Source organism: Paraburkholderia sp. IW21, from assembly GCF_041321145.1.
GTDB lineage: Bacteria > Pseudomonadota > Gammaproteobacteria > Burkholderiales > Burkholderiaceae > Paraburkholderia.
In genome coordinates this window covers 43,404-61,670 of record NZ_JBGGWA010000009.1, presented here as the reverse complement: position 1 = coordinate 61,670, position 18,267 = coordinate 43,404, and the positions used below count along the sequence as shown (strand labels likewise).

Genomic DNA, 18,267 nt, shown 5'->3' with positions numbered 1-18,267 from the left:
CGACACCGCGCGCGAATTTGCAGGCAACACCAACAGGGACAAGATTAGATGGCACAAGATCCACTCGCCGGCAACGCCGGCTCCACCTACGCACCGCTCACGCCGGTGCCCGACGCGCGCCGCGCGTTCCGCACCGGCGACGCGTTCGCGCTATGGTTCTCGCTCGGCATCGGCCTGCTGGTCGCGCAGGCGGGCGCGCTGCTGGTGCCGGGGCTGTCGCTGCCGCATGCGTTGCTGGCGATCGTCATCGGCAGCGTGATCGGCGTCGTATTGCTGGCGCTGGCCGGCGTGATCGGCACGGATACGGGGCTCGCGGCCATGTCGTCGCTGCGGCCGACGCTCGGCGTGCGCGGCGCATCGGTGCCGGCCGTGCTGAACGCGGTGCAGCTGGTCGGCTGGGGCTCGTTCGAAGTCATCGTGATGCGCGATTCCGCCGATGCACTCGCCAAGCAGGCCTTCGGCTTTTCGATGCCGCTGATCTGGACCGTGATTTTCGGCTTGCTCGCGACGCTGCTGGCGATTAGCGGCCCGCTGTCGTTCGTGCGGCGTTTCCTGCGCACGTGGGGTATCTGGCTGCTGCTGGCGGGCGCCGCGTGGCTCTCGTGGAACCTGCTCGCCAAGCACGATCTGGCCGCGCTGATGCGCCGTCCGGGAACCGGCGAAATGTCGTTCGGCGGCGCAATCGATCTGGTGGTCGCGATGCCGCTGTCGTGGCTGCCGCTGATCGCCGACTACACCCGTTTCGGCCGACGCCCCGGCGAAACCTTTCGCGGCACGCTGCTGGGTTATGGCATTGCGAACATCTGGTTTTATGCGCTGGGCGCGATCTATGGTCTCGCGGCAGGCGGTGGCGATGCGTTGCTCACCGGCGCACTTGCACAAGCGGGTGGGGGCTTGGCCCTGCTGCTGATCCTGATCGACGAAGTCGACAACGCGTTCGCCGACATCCATTCGGCAGCGGTTTCCACTGGCACGTTCTGGACGCGCGGCAGTGTGCCGTTGTTGTCGGCGGCGTTTGGCGCGTTGTGCACGGCGATCGCGTTGCTCGTGCCGATGGCGAAGTATCAGAACTTCCTGCTGTTGATCGGCTCGGTGTTCGCGCCGTTGTTTGGCGTGGTGCTGGTGGATCACTTCATCGTACGCAAGCGTCGCATTGAAGCCGCCGTGCTCGGCGACGTTCGCGGCCGTTATGGCTTCTCGGGCGGCTGGCATTTGAGCGCGTTCGCATCGTGGGCAATCGGGATCGTGTCGTATCAGGCGATCAATCAATGGCTGCCGAATCTGGGCGCGACGCTGCCCGCGTTGGTGATTGGCGCGGTGTGTTATCTGGCGCTGGTGTCGTCGCGTAAAACGGCGTACGCATAAGCCGCATCAGCATCGCCGTAGTACAAAAGGCCTGCATTTGCAGGCCTTTTCCCTTCATGCGTCATCGACCTGAGTCAAATCAACGGGTAGAAGCCCGATACTCGACGCCCGGCAACACACACAGCAATTCGAACGCGAGATTCGCGCCGAGCAAGGCGGTCGTGCCGAACGGATCGTACGGCGGCGCGACCTCAACCAGATCGCAACCAACGATGTTCAATCCATGCGAGCCGCGAATGATCTCCAGCGCCTGCGGCACCGTCAAACCCGCGATTTCCGGTGTGCCCGTACCCGGCGCAAACGCCGGATCGATACCGTCGATATCGAACGTGATGTACACCGGACCGTCGCCCATCCGTTCGCGCACGCGCGCCATCAGCGGCACGAGCGACTGGTTCCAGCACGCTTCCGCCTGCACGACTTCGAAGCCCTGATCGCGGCACCAGTCGAAGTCTTCGGCCGCGTAACCCGTGCCGCGCAGACCGATCTGCACGACGCGGTCGCAGTCGAGCAAGCCCTCTTCCACCGCGCGGCGGAACGGCGTGCCGTGCGCGATCTTCTCGCCCATCATCGTGTCGTTGACGTCGGCGTGCGCGTCGACGTGAATCAGGCCGACCTTGCCGTGCTTGCGATGAATCGCGCGCAGGATCGGCAGCGCGATCGTGTGGTCGCCGCCGAGCGTGATCGGCTTGCAATCGTGCTGGAGGATTTCGTCGTAAGCGGTTTCGATGCGTTTGATCGAATCGTGCAGGTTGTACGGATTGATCGCGACGTCGCCGAGATCGGCCACGCGCAGCGAATCGAACGGCGCGGCGCGCGTGGCCATGTTGTACGGGCGCAGCAGCACCGATTCGCTGCGAATCTGGCGCGGCCCGAAACGCGCGCCGGTGCGATTCGAGGTGCCGAGATCGAACGGCACGCCGACGAAGCAGGCGTCGAAGCCTTCGGCCGAGCCGACGTTCGGCAGACGCATCATGGTCGCGATGCCGCCGCAGCGGGGCATCGCGTTGCCGGAAAGCGGCTGCGGCCGCTCGCCGGCCTCGGGGGAAATGAAGGAGGAGGTATTCATCGTGTCTCGGCAATGAAAAGGGGCAGTAGGCAAATCCGTGCTACCGGCCGAGGGGACTGATAAAAAGCGCACCTTGCCGGGCGAATCTCGATTCTTGAGCAGTTTCCCTCAAGTTAAAATACGAACAGAATAAACTTCACATTGATCCGTAGCGATGTATCCTGACGTATGTTCTCCCAACTCACCGATCTCGACCTGCGCCTGATCCGCGTATTCCTCGCCATCGTCGACGCCGGCGGCGTCTCGCCAGCCCAGGCGACGCTCAACGTCGGCCAGTCGACCATCAGCACGCAACTCGCCACGCTGGAAACGCGCCTCGGCTACCGGCTGTGCGAGCGCGGCCGCGGCGGCTTCAGTCTGACCGCGCGCGGCGAGCAGTTCATCGACGCGGCCCGCGCGCTGCTGTCAGCCGTCGATACCTTCGGCATGCAGGCGCGTAATGTCGGCCGCAAGCTGGTCGGCACGCTGGATATCGGCATGATCGGCCACACGCCGGTATCGGCGAGCGCGCGTATCAGCAATGCAATCGGCCTGTTTCGGGCGCGCGATCAGTCGGTGCGGTTTTCGATTCTCGTGCGCTCGCCAGGCGAGCTGGAAGAACTGCTGCTGAACGGGCGGATTCAGATCGGCATCGGTTATTTCTGGCATCGGGTGCCGTCGCTCGAATACACCGAGGTGTTCGCCGAAGATCAGTTTGCTTATTGCGCGAAGGGGCACCCTTTGTTCGCTCAGGCGGGCGACGTGTCGCCCGCCGAGGCCGCGCTGCATGAATGGGCGTGGCGCAGCTATCCGCTGCCCGAAGCCGAAAGTTCGACCACGCCGCAAAACGTCACCGCCGTCGCGGACAACATGGAAGCGGTTGCAATGCTGGTGCTGTCCGGGCATCACCTCGGCTATTTGCCGGGGCATTTCGCGGCGCCGTTCGTCAAGCAGGGCTTGTTGGCCGCGTTGAATCCGGCACAGATGCGCTACCGCGTCGCGTTTCATATGGTCACGCGCGCGCGGCAGCATCGAACGGATATCGTCGAAGCGTTTATCGACGATATGAAGGCCGCGCATCCGGTGCAGGTGCTGGACGTGGATGAATGAACGGCGCTTCCGAGCAACCGGCGCAATTTCTGGAAGCGGACCAATAGTGCGTCCCGCGCGCGCGAACTGGCGGTCTGCAATCTATCCGCAATAAAAAAGGCCGCGCCAGATGCGCAGCCTTCTGCCGATCAGCGCACTTCAACCGCCGGTTTAACCGTTGATCACATCCGCGCCCTTCGGCACCGTGAACTTGAACGCGTCAGCCGGCAGCGGCGGGTTCTTCTGAATGTTCGAGAACGTCAGCAGCGTCACGTTGCCGAACACGTCGTGCAACTCCATCGCTTCGAGATTGCCGTCCTTAAAGCCGATGCCCACGCGCTGAAACTGCGTGTCTTTCGCCTTGGGCGTGAGTTCGAGCCAGTCGATGCCGGCCTTTACACCCGCATCACGCAGCGTGAAGTTCTTGTCCAGATCGTTGCTGCCGAACAGGATCGCCGCCGGGCTCGCGCCGAGCGCGCCGCCGAGGCTACGCACCGTGACCTGGTTGAGATCCTTGTCGTATACGTAGAGCTTGTCGCCGTCGGCTTGCAACAGCTGTGCATAAGGCTTCTCGTATTGCCAGATGAACTTGCCGGGGCGCGCGAACGTGAAGGTGCCGCTCGATGTGCCGCCTTTGTTCCCGCCCGTGGACAACACACCGCCGTTCGCACCGCTTGCACCCTGCGCCTTGCTTGGCGCACGCACTTCCTGCTGCACGAACGTGCCGCGCGCCGAGTGGACTTGCGCGACAAATGCCTTCAGTTGCTCAGTGCCGCTCGCGAATGCCTGCGATGCGAAGAGCATCGACGTGCCGATCGCCACGCTGCCGACGCTACGCACGATCGTCCGGGCGAGTTGGCCAAAACGACCTGATTGAGCACGTGGCCGAGCGTGCTGGTGCGCGAATAGCTGCATAGTGTTTTCTCCCTTGATTGATCTGTTGAGCGGTCGTGGCGGCGGACCTTTCGGGGCAGCGGCCGTTGGACCGGCGCGGCTGGCCTCATGCGCATGCCCTCAGTCCTTGCTAACAGCTTAAGCACGTGGGCTTAAACAGGGCTTATGCGCCGCGCACTTCACCACGGGTTTGGCGGAATAAGCCGCACGGCCTATTCCGCTTCCCGCGCCGGGGCGAGAATTTCGCGATTGCCGTTCGACGACATCGACGACACCACACCCGAGTTCTCCATCTGCTCGAGCAAGCGCGCCGCGCGGTTGTAGCCGATGCGCAAATGCCGCTGCACCAGCGAGATCGACGCGCGGCGGTTCTTCAGCACCACGTCGACCGCCTGGTCGTATAACGGGTCCGACTCGCCGTCGCCCGAACCGGTTCCGCCGGCGCCCGCGGAGCCTTCATCGCCCTCGCCCGTCACGCCGCCTTCGAGAATGCCCTCGACATAGTTCGGCTCGCCCTGCTCCTTGAGCTTGTCGACGACGCGATGCACTTCCTCGTCCGACACGAACGCGCCGTGCACACGCACCGGCAAACCGCTGCCAGGCGGCAGATACAGCATGTCGCCCATGCCGAGCAGCGATTCCGCGCCCTGCTGGTCGAGAATGGTGCGCGAGTCGATCTTCGACGACACCTGGAAGGCCATCCGCGTCGGCACGTTGGCCTTGATCAGGCCGGTAATGACGTCCACCGACGGACGCTGCGTTGCCAGAATCAGATGGATGCCGGCCGCACGCGCCTTCTGCGCGATCCGCGCGATCAGCTCCTCGACCTTCTTGCCCACCACCATCATCAAGTCGGCCAGTTCGTCGATCACGACGACGATGTTAGGCAGGCGCGAGAGCGGTTCCGGATCGTCCGGCGTCAGGCTGAATGGATTCGGCAGCTTCTCTTCACGCTTGGTGGCTTCGTCGATCTTGTTGTTGTAGCCGGCGAGGTTACGCACGCCGAGCTTGCTCATCAGCTTGTAGCGGCGCTCCATTTCGGCGACCGCCCAGTTCAATGCGTGACCCGCCTGGCGCATATCCGTCACCACCGGACACAGCAAATGCGGAATGCCTTCGTAGACGCTCATTTCGAGCATCTTCGGATCGATCAGAATCATGCGGACCTGGTCGGCGCTCGCCTTGTAGAGCAGCGACAGGATCATCGCGTTGATCCCCACCGACTTGCCCGAACCGGTCGTACCGGCGACCAGCAAGTGCGGCATTTTCGCGAGGTCGGCGCACACCGGCTTGCCGCCGATGTCCTTGCCGAGGCCCATGGTCAACGGTGAAGCCGCGTCCGCGTAGACTGCCGAGCCGAGAATCTCCGAGAGGCTCACGGTCTGACGACGTTGGTTCGGCAACTCCAGCGCCATGAAATTCTTGCCGGGAATCGTCTCGACCACGCGAATCGACACCAGCGACAGCGAACGCGCCAGGTCCTTCGCCAGACCCACGATCTGACTGCCCTTCACGCCGGTGGCCGGCTCGATCTCGTAACGCGTGACGACCGGGCCCGGATACGCGGCGACCACACTGACGTCGACGCCGAAGTCCTTGAGCTTCTTTTCGATCAGACGCGAGGTGAATTCGAGCGTGTCGGCGGAAATGGTTTCCTGCGCGACCGGCGCCGCGTCGAGCAGCGAGATCGGCGGCAAGGTGGAATCGCCCGGCAGATCGGTGAACAACGGCACTTGCCGCTCTTTCTCGACACGCTCCGATTTGGCGGGCGTGACGACCGGCGGCACGATCATGACCGGCTCGTGCTCCTCGATCCGCACGCGGCCCTTCTCGACCTTGCCTTCACGCTTCACTGCGGCGGCTTCGCCCAATTTACGGTCGCGGCCTGCCTCGCGGCGCAGTTTGGCGAAAGTCACCGCCGAAATGATCGACTCACCGACCTTTTCCGATACCGACAGCCACGAAAAACGGAAATACAGCGACAAACCGATGCCCAGCACGATCAGCAGGGCCAAGGTGCCCCCCGTGAAGCCCAGCGCATGCGACACCCCACGCGCGACCGCTTCGCCGATCACGCCGCCCGGCGCGCGCGGCAACTGCACGTTGAGCGACCACATGCGCAGCGCTTCGATACCGTCGCAGGCAAGCAACACCAGCATGAACGCGAACGCGTCCGCAAGCCAGCTGACATCGCGCGGCGCATCGTCGGGCAGTTCCTCGTGACGGGTAATACGGCGGTAATTGGCGGAGATACGGCGGCCGAGCAGCACGATCCACCAGTAGGCCGACAGGCCGAACAGCAGCAGCAAGATGTCGGACGTCCATGCGCCGACGCGGCCCGCCCAGTTGCCGATGCGGTCGACCTGCGCGGCGTGCGTCCAGCTCGGATCGTGCCTGCTGTAGCTGACGAGCGCCATGAGCAGGAAGACGCCGAGCGCCACCTGCAAGATCCAGCGGATTTCGGTGAAAAGGCGCGACATGCGGTGCGGCAATGCCTGCGCGCTCGCGGAATAGGGAGCTTTTGCCATTGATCCTGTTGCTTGTGGGGCCGATTTGCGGCCAGAGTCGCGGCCCGAAGCGGCGCCTAGGGCGGCTCCAGACCCGTTCCCGGCTGCCGGGTCCATCGATCCGGCCTATTGTAAACGCAGTGCCGGATGCGAGGCTGTAAATGACGGTAACTTAGCCGATCGGCTTGACGAAAGCCCGTCTGGACCTGCGGCAATGCTATCGCCGCGATCAGAAAGCTTCATGGAGCAGGCCGGCGTGCCGCCCTTTATAATGCCGCTCTGATACCCATCTGTAGTTTCAGCTCAAATCGCGCGGCCTCGCAGGGGCGAGCCGGGCGCCGTAAAAGGATCGATCATGCCCGCAACTTCCACGAAACACGCCAAGGTTCTCATTCTCGGTTCCGGTCCCGCCGGCTACACGGCAGCGGTCTACGCGGCACGCGCCAACCTGTCACCGGTGCTCGTCACGGGTCTCGCCCAAGGCGGCCAGCTGATGACCACGACCGACGTCGAAAACTGGCCGGCGGACGCCCAAGGCGTGCAAGGCCCGGAACTGATGGGGCGCTTCCTGGAGCACGCCGAGCGCTTCAACACCGAAATCATCTTCGACCATATCCATACGGCCAGGCTGGATGAAAAACCGATCCGCCTGATCGGCGACTCGGGCGAATACACGTGCGATTCGCTGATCATTTCGACCGGCGCCTCGGCGCAATACCTCGGCCTGAAGTCTGAAGAGGCCTTCATGGGCAAAGGCGTGTCGGCTTGCGCCACCTGCGACGGCTTCTTCTATAAGCAACAACATGTGGCCGTGATCGGCGGCGGCAATACCGCAGTCGAGGAAGCCCTCTATCTTTCCGGCATCGCCAGGAAGGTGACCGTGATCCATCGCCGCGACAAGTTCCGCGCCGAGCCGATCCTGATCGACCGTTTGCTGGCGAAGGAAAAGGAAGGCGTGGTCGAGATCAAGTGGAACCACACGCTCGACGAAGTGACCGGCGACCAATCCGGCGTAACCGGCATGCGCATCAAGCATACGCAAACCGGCGAAACCTCGGATATCGCGCTGCAAGGCATCTTCGTCGCGATCGGCCACCTGCCGAACACGCAAATTTTCGAAGGCCAGCTGGAGATGAAGAACGGCTACATCATCACCAAGGGCGGTCTGAACGGCTTTGCAACGGCAACCAACGTGCCGGGCGTGTTCGCAGCGGGCGACGTGCAGGATCACGTTTATCGTCAGGCGATCACCAGCGCGGGCACGGGCTGCATGGCCGCGCTCGACGCGCAACGCTATCTGGAAACCGTCGAGGAGATTGGTGAGCACGTAATGAGCGCGGAAGCCGAGCGTTAATCCGCAACGGTAAGATAGCGGCTGGGCGTGGCCCGGCCGCTTGCCTGATGGAAGGCCGCGGCTGACAAGCCGGCGGCCTTTTTTGCGTCCGCTTTTCAACGCCGCAACCCGCGTCGCGCGATCGATCTACTTTTCTGCGTGTACTACCGATATGCCGAAGAATCAGCCCCACCCTAGCGAACCGAAGCGCGCGCGCGCCGTTGCCAAACCCGCGTCCGAGCCGGCCGCGCCCGTCGTCAAACCGAAGATCGAAGCAGCCGCGGGTCTCGCCGGCCTGGGTGCATTGCGTGACGCGTTAAAGGTCGATACGCAACGGCGTGAGCACGAACGCGCGGCAGCAGCGGCGGCGCAGCGCGAAGCTTCCGCGGACGCCGATCTGTTTCGCCGTGAGATCGGTGCGATTGCACCGCTGGCGGTCCCACCGCGCGCCACCCTGCCGCGCAATCCCCCGCCACCTCTGCCGGTGCAAACCAAACTCGACGAAGAAGCCGTACTGCACGAAGCGATCTCCGATGAGTTCGATCCCGAGGTGCTGCTCGAAACCGATGAAACGCTCTCCTATTGCCGGCCCGGCGTGAGTCAGGAAGTCGTACGAAAACTGCGGCGCGGCGATTGGATCGTGCAGTCGCAAATCGATCTGCACGGCATGCGCCGCGAGGAAGCGCGCGAAGCGCTGGCCGAGTTCATTCGTGAATCGGTCAAACGCGGTTTGCGCTGCTTACGCGTGATTCACGGCAAGGGCCTCGGATCGATCGGCAAGGAACCCGTGTTGAAAGGCAAAGTGCGGGCGTGGCTCGTGCAGAAGTCCGAGGTCATCGCGTTCTGCCAGGCACGCCCGCATGATGGCGGCGCGGGTGCGGTGGTCGTGCTGTTGCAGCCGGGCGCATTGCCGGCTCACGCCAAATCCTGACGGAGTTCCGGTGATCCATCCGAGGCTGACGCTGGCGCTGACCATCATGGAGGCGCTGGCTATTTTCGCGTACGCGATCTCCGGATTCATCGAAGCAAGGAGCCGACGGCTCGACGCGGTGGGCACCTTCCTCGTGGCTGTTGCAACGGCATTCGGCGGCGGCACGCTGCGCGACGTGCTGCTCGAGCGGCGCCCCTTCTACTGGGTCGAGCATCAGGCTTATCTGGTCGCGATCTTCGTGATGTCGTTGTTTGCGCCGACGCTGTTGAAGATGACTTCGCGCCTGCTCTCCGAGCGGGTCTTGCTGGCGGCCGATGCGGTGGGGCTGGGCTTGTTCAGCATTTCAGGCACATCGATCGCGCACGACGCCCAGATGCCGTGGTTCACGTCGGTCATGATGGGGGTGTTGGCAGGCGTATTCGGCGGCGTGATTCGTGACGTGCTGTGCAACGAAGTGCCCTTGATTTTGCGCGATTCGAAGCCGTACGCGACGTGTGCTTTTGCAGGGTGCTGGTTGTATGTACTGCTGGACTACATGAACGTCGATACGGTTTACAGCGTGTTGATCGCCACCGCTTTTATCCTGCTTGCCAGGCTGGTGACCTTCAGGCTGGACGTGCGCTTGCCGCATTGAGCGCGTCGCGCGGCAACAGGTGGCGCGCGCCTTGAATCAGCCTTCCGATGCACCGGCGGCACCGAGGGATATCCTGACATTTGATTTGCATACCCAGAGAAAAGAGGGCGAGTTCACGAGATGTCGATTCTCACCACTCTCATTCGTCGTCTGTAAACCGGCCCGAGCGCCGGTGCTGCGCCGCAGGCAGCCCTCTCTAAACCAAAGGTGAACACAATGGCACTTACGCTCTACGCCCACCCTTTCTCGTCATACTCACAAAAAGTTCTTATCGCATTGTACGAAGGCGGCACCGCGTTTGAATTCCGCGTTTTGTCGCACGACAATCCGGAAATCATGGCGGAGTTCGCCGCACTATGGCCGATAAAGCGCTTCCCCCTCCTCGTCGACGCCGGCCGCATCGTAACGGAGGCGACCGTCATCATCGAACACCTCGGCCTTTACCATCCCGGGCCTATCGCGCTACTGCCCGGGGATGCCCGCGCCGCCATGGAGATCCGCAGCATGGATCGCTTCTTCGACAACTACATCTCGACGCCCCAGCAAAAGATCGTTTTCGACAGCCTGCGGCCCGAGGCAGAGCGCGATCCACGCGGTGTCGCCGAAGCGCGCACGATGCTCGACACCGCCTACGGCTGGCTCGACAAAATCATGGCCAATCGCAAATGGGCCGCCGGCGATACCTTCAGCCTCGCCGATTGCGGCGCGGCACCCTTCCTGTTCTACGCCGACTGGACACATCGCATCGCCCCATCGTTCCCCAACGTGATCGCCTACCGGCAACGGCTGCTGGCGCGGCCGTCATTTGCGCGCGCAGTCGACGAAGCACGCCCCTACCGCCATTTCTTTCCGCTCGGTGCGCCCGACCGCGATTAAACGTCCCGGTCCATCCGCGCCGGCCGACACGCCGGCGCGGGGGTCCACGCGCTTGCCAAAATAATTCTGCCGACCTATACACTTCCTTCGAAAACCAGTTTCCGCCAATTTGCAATAAGGGAAAAACATGGACCGCTTCGAAGCGATGGAGATATTCACGCGCGTGGTCGAAGCAAACAGCTTCACCAAGGTATCCGAGTCGCTCGACCTGCCCCGCGCCAAAGTCAGCCGCACCATTCAGGCACTCGAAGAACACGTCGGCGTACGGCTGCTGAACCGTTCGACACGGCAAGTCAGCGTCACCGAAGACGGTGCGCTGTTCTACGAACGTTGCGTGCGCATCCTCGCCGAAGTCGCCGATGCCGAATCGGCACTTTCCAGCAAACGCGAAAATCCGAGCGGCACGATCCGCGTCGATACCTCCGGCACGCTCGCCCGCGCGCTACTGCTTCCCGCGCTCGACGATTTCTACCGGCAATACCCGGAGATCGACGTGCGGCTCGGGCTGGCGGATCGCAATATCGATCTGATTCAGGACGGGGTGGATTGCGTGATCCGCATGGGCACGCCGGAAGAGTCGAGTCTCGTCGCGCGGCCTATCGGCCAGGCGCGGATCGTGACCTGCGCGTCGCCCGCTTATCTGGAGAAATACGGCACGCCGACCACGCTCGGCGACCTCAGCGAGCATCGCGCGGTCAACTATGTTTCCGCGCGCAGCGGCAAGACTTTCCCGTTCGAATACGAGGTGGACGGGGAGATCGTCAAGGTTGCGATGAAAAGCGTGCTCGCGGTGAACGACGGTACGGTCTACATTGGCGCGGGCACGCTCGGCCACGGCATCATCCAGCCGTCGCGCTTCATGGTCGCCGATCTGATCGAGCAAGGCGCGCTCAAGGAAATCCTCACGACCTACACGAGCCCGGCCACGCCGCTTTCGATCCTGTACGCGCATCGCCGCAATTTGAGTTCACGGCTTCGTGCATTCACCGAGTGGGTCACCGAACTGGCGCGAAGCAATCCGGATCTGCGCAACGCGGACGCTTGACGCCGCCGCGCCAATAGTAAAAAGCCCCATGCGTCTTGCAACGCATGGGGCTTTCTTCAACAAGGATCGCTCGGCGAGAAACCGGTCTTCAGGCGATCCGATCTTCATTCGCCGGATCGAACAACACGGCCTTCGACGCATCGAACAACAGCGTCGAATTCATCAACGGCTGCGGATTCGACGCCGGGTGCACGCGGCTCACGATGCGCTTGCCGTTGACCTGCGCGAACACCAACGTGTCCGGACCCGTCGGCTCGATCACGTCGACCTTCACTTCGATCGGCTGCAACGTCACATTGTCGCCATGTGCGCCGCGCGCGTCGGTAATCCGCTCCGGACGCAGGCCCAGAATCACTTCACGGCCCACATGCGATTTCACCTTCGCCGAGTCGAACGGCAGGTTCAACACCGCGCGTGCGACACCCGTATCCAGTTCGATACCCACGCCCGAGCCCTGCTCCACCAGCTTGCCCTGAATGAAGTTCATCGGCGGTGCGCCGATGAAGCCGGCCACGAACAGATTCGACGGCGAATCATAGATGTCTTGCGGTGCACCGAACTGCTGGACAATGCCGTCTTTCATCACCGCGATGCGGTCGCCGAGTGTCATTGCTTCGATCTGATCATGCGTCACGTAGACGATCGTCGTGCCGAGGCGTTGATGCAGCAGCTTGATTTCCGAGCGCATTTCGATGCGCAGCTTCGCGTCGAGGTTCGACAGCGGTTCGTCGAACAGGAACATCACCGGATCGCGCGCGAGCGCACGGCCCATTGCCACGCGCTGACGCTGGCCGCCGGACAGCTGACCCGGCTTGCGGTCCAGCAGGTGCGTGATCTGCAGCGTATTCGACACGCGATCGACAATCTGCGCCTGCTCCTGCTTCGGCACCTTGCGGATACCCAGGCCGAACGAGATGTTCTCGCGCACCGTCATGGACGGATACAGCGCGTACGACTGGAACACCATCGCGATGTCGCGATCTTTCGGCGACAGGTTATTCACCGTCTTGCCGTCGATCTGGATCTCGCCCTTGGTCACGGTTTCGAGGCCGGCGATCATGTTGAGCAGCGTCGATTTCCCGCAGCCCGAGCCGCCGACGAGAATCAGGAACTGGCCGTCTTCGATGTCGATGTTGACACCCTTCAGAACCGGTACCCCGTTCGGGTAGGTCTTGTACACGTCACGGATGGAAAGGCTTGCCATGCTGTGATTCCTCTTGTCTCTGGTACGGCTTGAAAACGTCTTGTCGGATGACGGCGGCATTTCCTGATGGAAGCCCCGCCGCGCTCGGATGGTTTAGCCCTTGACTGCGCCCGCCGTCAGGCCGCGCACGAAATAGCGTCCGGCGACGATGTAGACGAGCAAGGTCGGCAAGGCGGCGATGATCGCGCCGGCCATGTCCACGTTGTATTCCTTCACGCCGGTCGAGGTGTTCACGAGGTTGTTCAGCGCCACCGTGATCGGCATCGAATCGACGCCGGAGAACACAATCCCGAACAGGAAGTCATTCCAGATCTGCGTGAATTGCCAGATCAGGCACACCATGAAAATCGGCAGCGACACCGGCATCAGAATCTTCGTGAAGATCGTGAAGAAACCTGCGCCGTCGATCCGTGCGGCCTTCACGAGTTCAGCCGGAATACTCACGTAGAAGTTGCGGAAGAACATCGTCGTGAAGGCGATACCGTAGATCACGTGCACCACCACCAGACCGGTCGTCGTGTTCGACAAACCGAGCATGCCTTCGAAGCGTGCCATCGGCAGCAGGATCGCCTGGAACGGAATGAAACAGCCGACCAGGATCATCGTGAAGATCGGATCCGCGCCGCGGAAACGCCAGTGCGTGAGTACATAACCGTTGAACGCGCCGATGATCGACGAGATCAGCACAGCCGGAATCACCATCCGCACCGAGTTCATGAAGAACGGTTGCATGCCGTCGCATCGCACCCCCGTACAGGCACCGCTCCATGCCTTGATCCACGGGTCGACGGTCCAGTGAGTCGGCGGCGTCAGCAGGTTGCCCGAGCGCAGCTGATCGATGTCCTTGAACGACGTCGACAACATCACGTACAGCGGAAACAGGAAATACAGGGCGAACAGGATCAAGGCCGCATAAATGACGGCACGGCTGATCGTCATCTTAGGCTGCATTGCGGGTGCTCCTCGATTCCAGATACATCAGCGGCACGAGCACGGCCACGACGGTGGCGAGCATCATCATCGACGATGCCGCGCCGACGCCCAGCTGCCCGCGATTGAACGAAAACGTGTACATGAAAATAGCCGGCAGCGACGAAGACGTGCCCGGACCGCCCGCGGTCAACGCGACGACCAGGTCGAAGGTCTTGATCGTGATGTGGCAAAGAATCAGCAGCACGGAGAAGAACACCGGGCGCATGCTTGGAATCACGATCTTGCGATAGATGGTGGGCAAGCCTGCACCGTCCATCTGCGCGGCCTTGAAGATTTCACCATCGACACCGCGCAGGCCCGCGAGGAACAGCGCCATCACGAAGCCGGTGGATTGCCACACGGCTGCGATCACGACGCAGAAAATCGCCTTGTTGGGGTCGCCGAGCCAGCTGAACGAAAAGCTCGTCCAGCCCCAGTCGTGGAAAACTTTCTCAAGGCCGACGCTCGGCGTCATGATCCATTGCCACGCCGTACCCGTCACGATGAACGAGAGCGCCATGGGGTACAGGAACACGGCGCGCAGTGCGCCTTCGTTGCGGATCTGCTGATCGAGCAGGATGGCAAGGAACAGACCGAGGCCGATACAGATGCCGATGAACGGGATGCCGAACCAGCCGAGGTTCGCAGCCGACGTCCAGAAGACATCGTTATCGAACAACTCGCGATAACGATCGAGGCCGACAAAATCATAACGTGGCATCAGTCGCGAATTGGACAGCGACAGATAGCCGGTAACCGCAATAAATCCATACACGAAGATGAGGCTGATCACGACGCTGGGTGCGAGCACCAGCTTCGGAATCCAGCGATCGGCAAGGGCCGCCATCGGCGAGGTGCGGCGGGTCACGGAGGCCGTTTTTTTCCCGTTTCCGCTGATAGAAGCAGTCACTACTCGACTCCTGCTGAAACTGTACCGCCGGGGCGCTCACGCATGAAAAACGCAAGGCCGGAACGGCATAGGTGTGACTCCATGAAACCAGGGGTGAAATCTCTCGCCCAAAGTAACGCAACGACTGCCAGCAATCGGAAGGGCGCGCCCGGCACCCATGATGAGAAAAGCCAGGCGCGCTACTTCGCTTAGATCACTTACTTGGTCTTCGCTGCCTTCGCGAGCGCGGCAACCGCGGTCTTCGAATCTTCCTGCGAGTTCATGAACTTCGTGACCACGTCCGAGATCGCACCGGCTGCTGCATCCGGTTGCGCCATGCCGTGTGCCAGCGAAGGCACGTAGCCGCCGGACTTGATCGCCACCTGTTCATCCGCGTACGACTTCTTCGCGCAGTCGTCGAACTTGGCCATGGACACGCCCAGACGAACCGGGATCGAGCCCTTGTACAGGCTGAACTGCTCCTGGAAGTCCGGCGACATGATCGTCTTGGCGAGTGCCAATTGACCCGGCGTTGCGGCCTTTTGGCCCTTCTGCTGGAAGAACACGAACGAGTCGACGTTGAACGTGTAGGCCTTTTCCGTGCCCGGAACCGCAGCACAGATGTAGTCCGTGCCCGACTTCTTGCCGGCGTTGGCGAACTCGCCCTTCGCCCAGTCGCCCATGAACTGCATGCCGGCCTTGCCGTTGATGACCATCGCCGTTGCCAGGTTCCAGTCACGGCCCGTGCGGCCCGCGTCGAAATAACCCTGGATCTTGCGAACCGTGTCGAACACGCCGACCATCTTGTCCGAGGTCAGGGTCTTCTCGTCGAGGTCGACGAGTGCCTTCTTGTAGAAATCGGCGCCTTGCGACAGCACGACGTCTTCCCACAGCGTCAGGTCTTGCCACGGCTGACCACCCATCGCGATCGGCTGGATGCCCGCGGCCTTCATCTTGTCGGCCACGGCGAAGAACTCAGGCCACGTGGTCGGCGCCTTGCCGCCTGCCTTGTCCAGTGCGGCCTTGTTGATGTACAGCCAGTTCACGCGGTGCACCGAGAACGGTGCTGCCACATAGTGACCGTCCGCGTGCATGATCTTGTCGATTTCCGGCGGCAGGTTCTTCTTCCAGTCGCCCGCGGCCGAGTCGATCGGCACCAGCACGCCTTGCGACGCCCAGTCCTGGATCAGCGGACCCTTGATCTGCGCGGCGCTCGGCGCGTTGCCCGAGATCACCTGCGTCTTGAGTGCCGTCATGGCAGCCGCACCCGCGCCGCCCGCAACCGCGAAGTCCTTCCACGTGTAACCCTGCTTCGTCATGTCGTCCTTGAGGACGCCGACGGCTTTCGATTCGCCGCCCGAAGTCCACCAGTGCAACACCTCGATCGATTCGGCCGCTTGGACTGCCGACACGCCACACATCAGACCCGCGGCGCACAAAGCGCCCATGATCGCGCGAAATTTCATTGCTTATCTCCTCCAGACACCTGAACAAAAAACAAATGACCCCTGATGTCGCCAGGGTGCTGTGGTTGGTTCAAACAGGCAAAACACTGGGCGATCGAGCACGGTCGGGCGCATGCATCACGCATGCGCCGGCGGACCGCCATTCGGCCGCTGGAAGCTCAAGAGATGAGTGGTTCGGGATGCAACTGACTGTCTCCTCTTTTGATTTTTGCCTGCCCGCGTCGCGCGCGGCAGACTCGAGGTGCCTCGCACGTTAACCCTGACGCCAGTTCAGCTTTCCGGCTTTCCGTAAAGGCTGCCGGGGCCATGCTGGCGCGTGCTCGCACGCAATGTCCGTTAACATGCAGGGACGCCTGCCGATTCGGGAAAACGCGCATCTTGCATGACTTCGCACGCTTTTTTCATCGAATTAGCGCTACCTCTTGATTTGGATTGTAGTTAAACTACAATTCAGTGTCAAAAATTATTTTATCGGACTACGGTCGCCCTTCCCGATCCCCACGGCGGCCTCAGGATATCGACGGAGACTCATGCAAACCGATTCAAGTTTCACCTTCGTTCTCTTCGGCGGAACCGGCGATCTGTCGATGCGCAAGATCCTGCCGGCACTGTTTGAAGCGCACCGTGCAGGCGGCATGCTGGCCGACAGCGGCAAGATCGTTGCGGTGGCGCGGCATGTGGCTGATCGTGCCGGCTACCTCGAATGGGTCAATGAGCACGTCAAGCCACACGTGTCGAAGAAGGGTGTGGATGAGGCCGCATGGGCGAGCTTCCTCGACCGTATCGAGTTCGTGAAGATCGATCTCGGCAACCCCGAAGACTTCGCCCTGCTGCGCGACGCCGTGAGCGGTCTGCCCGGCATCCGGGTGTTCTATCTCGCCACGGGGCCGTCGCTGTTCGTGCCGATCTGCCGCGCGCTGGCGTCGGTGGGGCTCAACGAAAACTCGCGCATCGTGCTCGAAAAGCCGCTCGGCTACGACCTGAAGTCGTCGAACGCAATTAATGATGCAGTCGGCGAAATCTTCGCCGAAGAACAGATCTACCGCATCGACCACTACCTCGGTAAGGAGCCGGTGCAGAACCTGCTCGCGCTGCGTTTCGGCAATGCGCTGTTCGAGCCGCTGTGGCGCCGCGAATGGGTCGAGAGCATCCAGATCACGATTGCCGAAGAACTCGGCGTTGAAGCGCGCGGCGACTTCTACGACAACACCGGCGCATTGCGCGACATGGTGCAGAACCATTTGCTGCAACTGCTTTCCATCGTGGCGATGGAGCCGCCGCATTCGATGGATTCCGACTCGGTACGTGACGAAAAGCTGCGCGTGCTGCGCGCGCTGAAGCCGATCGATTCGCGCGATATCGGCAAGGTTGCGGTGCGCGGCCAGTATCATGCGGGCGTGATCCGCGGCAGCGCGGTGCCGGCGTATGCTACCGAGCCGGGCGTGAAGCAGAACAGCACGACCGAAACCTTCGTTGCAGTGAAGGTGGAAATTGAAAACTGGCGCTGGGCCGGCGTGCCGTTCTTCCTGCGCACCGGCAAGCGCCTGGCGGACCGCGTCGCTGAGATCGTGGTGAATTTTCGTGCGGTGCCGCATTCGGCACTGGGCGCGTCCGCATTGCGCGCCGGGGCTAACCGTCTCGTGATCCGTTTGCAGCCGAACGAGACCATTCGCCTCTACTGTCTCGCGAAGCAGCCGGGCGAAGGCATGAACCTCGCCAGCGTCCACCTCGACCTCGCGTTCGACCAGTTCTTCCGCGAAGGGCAGATGGAAGCGTATCAGCGCCTTCTGCTCGACGTGATCAACGGCCGGCTCGCGCTGTTTGTGCGGCGCGACGAGCAGGAAGCGGCATGGCGCTGGGTCGAACCGATCCTCAACGAATGGGCAGCGTCGAACAAGCCGCCCAAGCCGTACGCATCCGGCACGTGGGGACCGGCCGCGGCGAGTGCGATGTTGGCGCAGCACGACACCTGCTGGCTCGAAGAAGAGAATTGAATCAACTGAATCACGGCGCT

At 62.2% G+C, this 18,267-nt stretch carries 15 protein-coding genes; 8 read left to right on the top strand and 7 right to left on the bottom strand.

Features of this window, described 5'->3' with window-relative positions:
• The first annotated feature begins 48 nt into the window (after positions 1-48).
• Entirely contained in the window at positions 49-1,365 is a 1,317-nt protein-coding gene (gene cytX, locus ACAX43_RS21280) for a putative hydroxymethylpyrimidine transporter CytX (protein ID WP_370710397.1), read from the top strand.
• Positions 1,366-1,444: 79 nt separating this feature from the next.
• Here cytX and speB read toward each other — a convergent pair whose 3' ends face one another.
• Entirely contained in the window at positions 1,445-2,434 is a 990-nt protein-coding gene (speB, locus tag ACAX43_RS21275; protein WP_370710396.1) for an agmatinase, read from the bottom strand.
• Between the two features lie 168 nt (positions 2,435-2,602).
• Between speB and ACAX43_RS21270 the strand changes: the two genes are divergently transcribed.
• Complete coding sequence (locus tag ACAX43_RS21270) at positions 2,603-3,523, top strand: LysR family transcriptional regulator (protein WP_370710395.1); 921 nt, start codon at positions 2,603-2,605, stop codon at positions 3,521-3,523.
• A 150-nt stretch (positions 3,524-3,673) separates the two neighbouring features.
• On the opposite strand, the gene lolA is transcribed toward ACAX43_RS21270, so the two are convergent.
• Both lolA and ACAX43_RS21260 read right to left on the bottom strand, forming a co-directional pair.
• Positions 3,674-4,417 carry an outer membrane lipoprotein chaperone LolA gene (lolA, locus tag ACAX43_RS21265; protein WP_370710394.1) on the bottom strand — a complete coding sequence of 248 codons (744 nt, stop codon included), beginning with the start codon at positions 4,415-4,417 and terminating at the stop codon, positions 3,674-3,676.
• 191 nt (positions 4,418-4,608) lie between these two features.
• The gene (locus ACAX43_RS21260) at positions 4,609-6,924 is read right to left on the bottom strand and encodes a DNA translocase FtsK (protein WP_370710393.1); all 2,316 of its coding nucleotides are present in this window, start codon (positions 6,922-6,924) and stop codon (positions 4,609-4,611) included.
• 334 nt (positions 6,925-7,258) lie between these two features.
• Here ACAX43_RS21260 and trxB point away from each other — a divergent pair, with 334 nt between their 5' ends.
• From trxB to ACAX43_RS21235, 5 genes are all read left to right on the top strand, one after another.
• Positions 7,259-8,257, top strand: a complete 999-nt coding sequence (trxB, locus tag ACAX43_RS21255) for a thioredoxin-disulfide reductase (RefSeq protein ID WP_370710392.1) — start codon at positions 7,259-7,261, stop codon at positions 8,255-8,257.
• A gap of 151 nt (positions 8,258-8,408) precedes the next feature.
• Positions 8,409-9,167 (top strand): Smr/MutS family protein, encoded by a 759-nt coding sequence (locus tag ACAX43_RS21250; protein ID WP_370710391.1) that lies wholly within the window; start codon positions 8,409-8,411, stop codon positions 9,165-9,167.
• A gap of 13 nt (positions 9,168-9,180) precedes the next feature.
• The gene (locus tag ACAX43_RS21245; RefSeq protein ID WP_370710627.1) at positions 9,181-9,801 is read left to right on the top strand and encodes a trimeric intracellular cation channel family protein; all 621 of its coding nucleotides are present in this window, start codon (positions 9,181-9,183) and stop codon (positions 9,799-9,801) included.
• Between the two features lie 216 nt (positions 9,802-10,017).
• Positions 10,018-10,677 carry a glutathione S-transferase family protein gene (locus tag ACAX43_RS21240; RefSeq protein WP_370710390.1) on the top strand — a complete coding sequence of 220 codons (660 nt, stop codon included), beginning with the start codon at positions 10,018-10,020 and terminating at the stop codon, positions 10,675-10,677.
• A 127-nt stretch (positions 10,678-10,804) separates the two neighbouring features.
• Entirely contained in the window at positions 10,805-11,722 is a 918-nt protein-coding gene (locus tag ACAX43_RS21235; RefSeq protein WP_370710389.1) for a LysR family transcriptional regulator, read from the top strand.
• An 88-nt stretch (positions 11,723-11,810) separates the two neighbouring features.
• Here the strand turns inward: ACAX43_RS21235 and ACAX43_RS21230 are convergent, their stop codons facing one another.
• From ACAX43_RS21230 to ACAX43_RS21215, 4 genes are all read right to left on the bottom strand, one after another.
• Entirely contained in the window at positions 11,811-12,926 is a 1,116-nt protein-coding gene (locus tag ACAX43_RS21230; protein ID WP_370710388.1) for an ABC transporter ATP-binding protein, read from the bottom strand.
• A 93-nt stretch (positions 12,927-13,019) separates the two neighbouring features.
• Positions 13,020-13,877, bottom strand: coding sequence for a carbohydrate ABC transporter permease (locus ACAX43_RS21225; RefSeq protein WP_370710387.1), 858 nt, complete (start codon positions 13,875-13,877; stop codon positions 13,020-13,022).
• Positions 13,867-14,808 carry a carbohydrate ABC transporter permease gene (locus ACAX43_RS21220; RefSeq protein ID WP_370710386.1) on the bottom strand — a complete coding sequence of 314 codons (942 nt, stop codon included), beginning with the start codon at positions 14,806-14,808 and terminating at the stop codon, positions 13,867-13,869. The genes ACAX43_RS21225 and ACAX43_RS21220 overlap by 11 nt, the downstream gene beginning before the upstream one ends.
• A 197-nt stretch (positions 14,809-15,005) precedes the next feature.
• Positions 15,006-16,253, bottom strand: a complete 1,248-nt coding sequence (locus ACAX43_RS21215) for an ABC transporter substrate-binding protein (protein ID WP_370710385.1) — start codon at positions 16,251-16,253, stop codon at positions 15,006-15,008.
• Between the two features lie 530 nt (positions 16,254-16,783).
• On the opposite strand from ACAX43_RS21215, the gene zwf reads away from it, so the two are divergent.
• A complete protein-coding gene (gene zwf, locus ACAX43_RS21210; RefSeq protein ID WP_370710384.1) occupies positions 16,784-18,247 on the top strand; it encodes a glucose-6-phosphate dehydrogenase in 1,464 nt (487 codons plus the stop codon).
• The last annotated feature ends 20 nt before the right edge of the window (positions 18,248-18,267 follow it).

Coding starts and splice junctions, on each gene's coding strand:
- ACAX43_RS21230 (WP_370710388.1), bottom strand. CDS start 12,926: ATGGCAAGCCTTTCCATCCGTGACGTGTACAAGACCTACCCGAACGGG.
- ACAX43_RS21250 (WP_370710391.1), top strand. CDS start 8,409: ATGCCGAAGAATCAGCCCCACCCTAGCGAACCGAAGCGCGCGCGCGCC.
- cytX (WP_370710397.1), top strand. CDS start 49: ATGGCACAAGATCCACTCGCCGGCAACGCCGGCTCCACCTACGCACCG.
- trxB (WP_370710392.1), top strand. CDS start 7,259: ATGCCCGCAACTTCCACGAAACACGCCAAGGTTCTCATTCTCGGTTCC.
- ACAX43_RS21270 (WP_370710395.1), top strand. CDS start 2,603: ATGTTCTCCCAACTCACCGATCTCGACCTGCGCCTGATCCGCGTATTC.
- ACAX43_RS21260 (WP_370710393.1), bottom strand. CDS start 6,924: ATGGCAAAAGCTCCCTATTCCGCGAGCGCGCAGGCATTGCCGCACCGC.
- ACAX43_RS21235 (WP_370710389.1), top strand. CDS start 10,805: ATGGACCGCTTCGAAGCGATGGAGATATTCACGCGCGTGGTCGAAGCA.
- ACAX43_RS21215 (WP_370710385.1), bottom strand. CDS start 16,253: ATGAAATTTCGCGCGATCATGGGCGCTTTGTGCGCCGCGGGTCTGATG.
- lolA (WP_370710394.1), bottom strand. CDS start 4,417: ATGCAGCTATTCGCGCACCAGCACGCTCGGCCACGTGCTCAATCAGGT.
- zwf (WP_370710384.1), top strand. CDS start 16,784: ATGCAAACCGATTCAAGTTTCACCTTCGTTCTCTTCGGCGGAACCGGC.
- ACAX43_RS21225 (WP_370710387.1), bottom strand. CDS start 13,877: ATGCAGCCTAAGATGACGATCAGCCGTGCCGTCATTTATGCGGCCTTG.
- speB (WP_370710396.1), bottom strand. CDS start 2,434: ATGAATACCTCCTCCTTCATTTCCCCCGAGGCCGGCGAGCGGCCGCAG.
- ACAX43_RS21240 (WP_370710390.1), top strand. CDS start 10,018: ATGGCACTTACGCTCTACGCCCACCCTTTCTCGTCATACTCACAAAAA.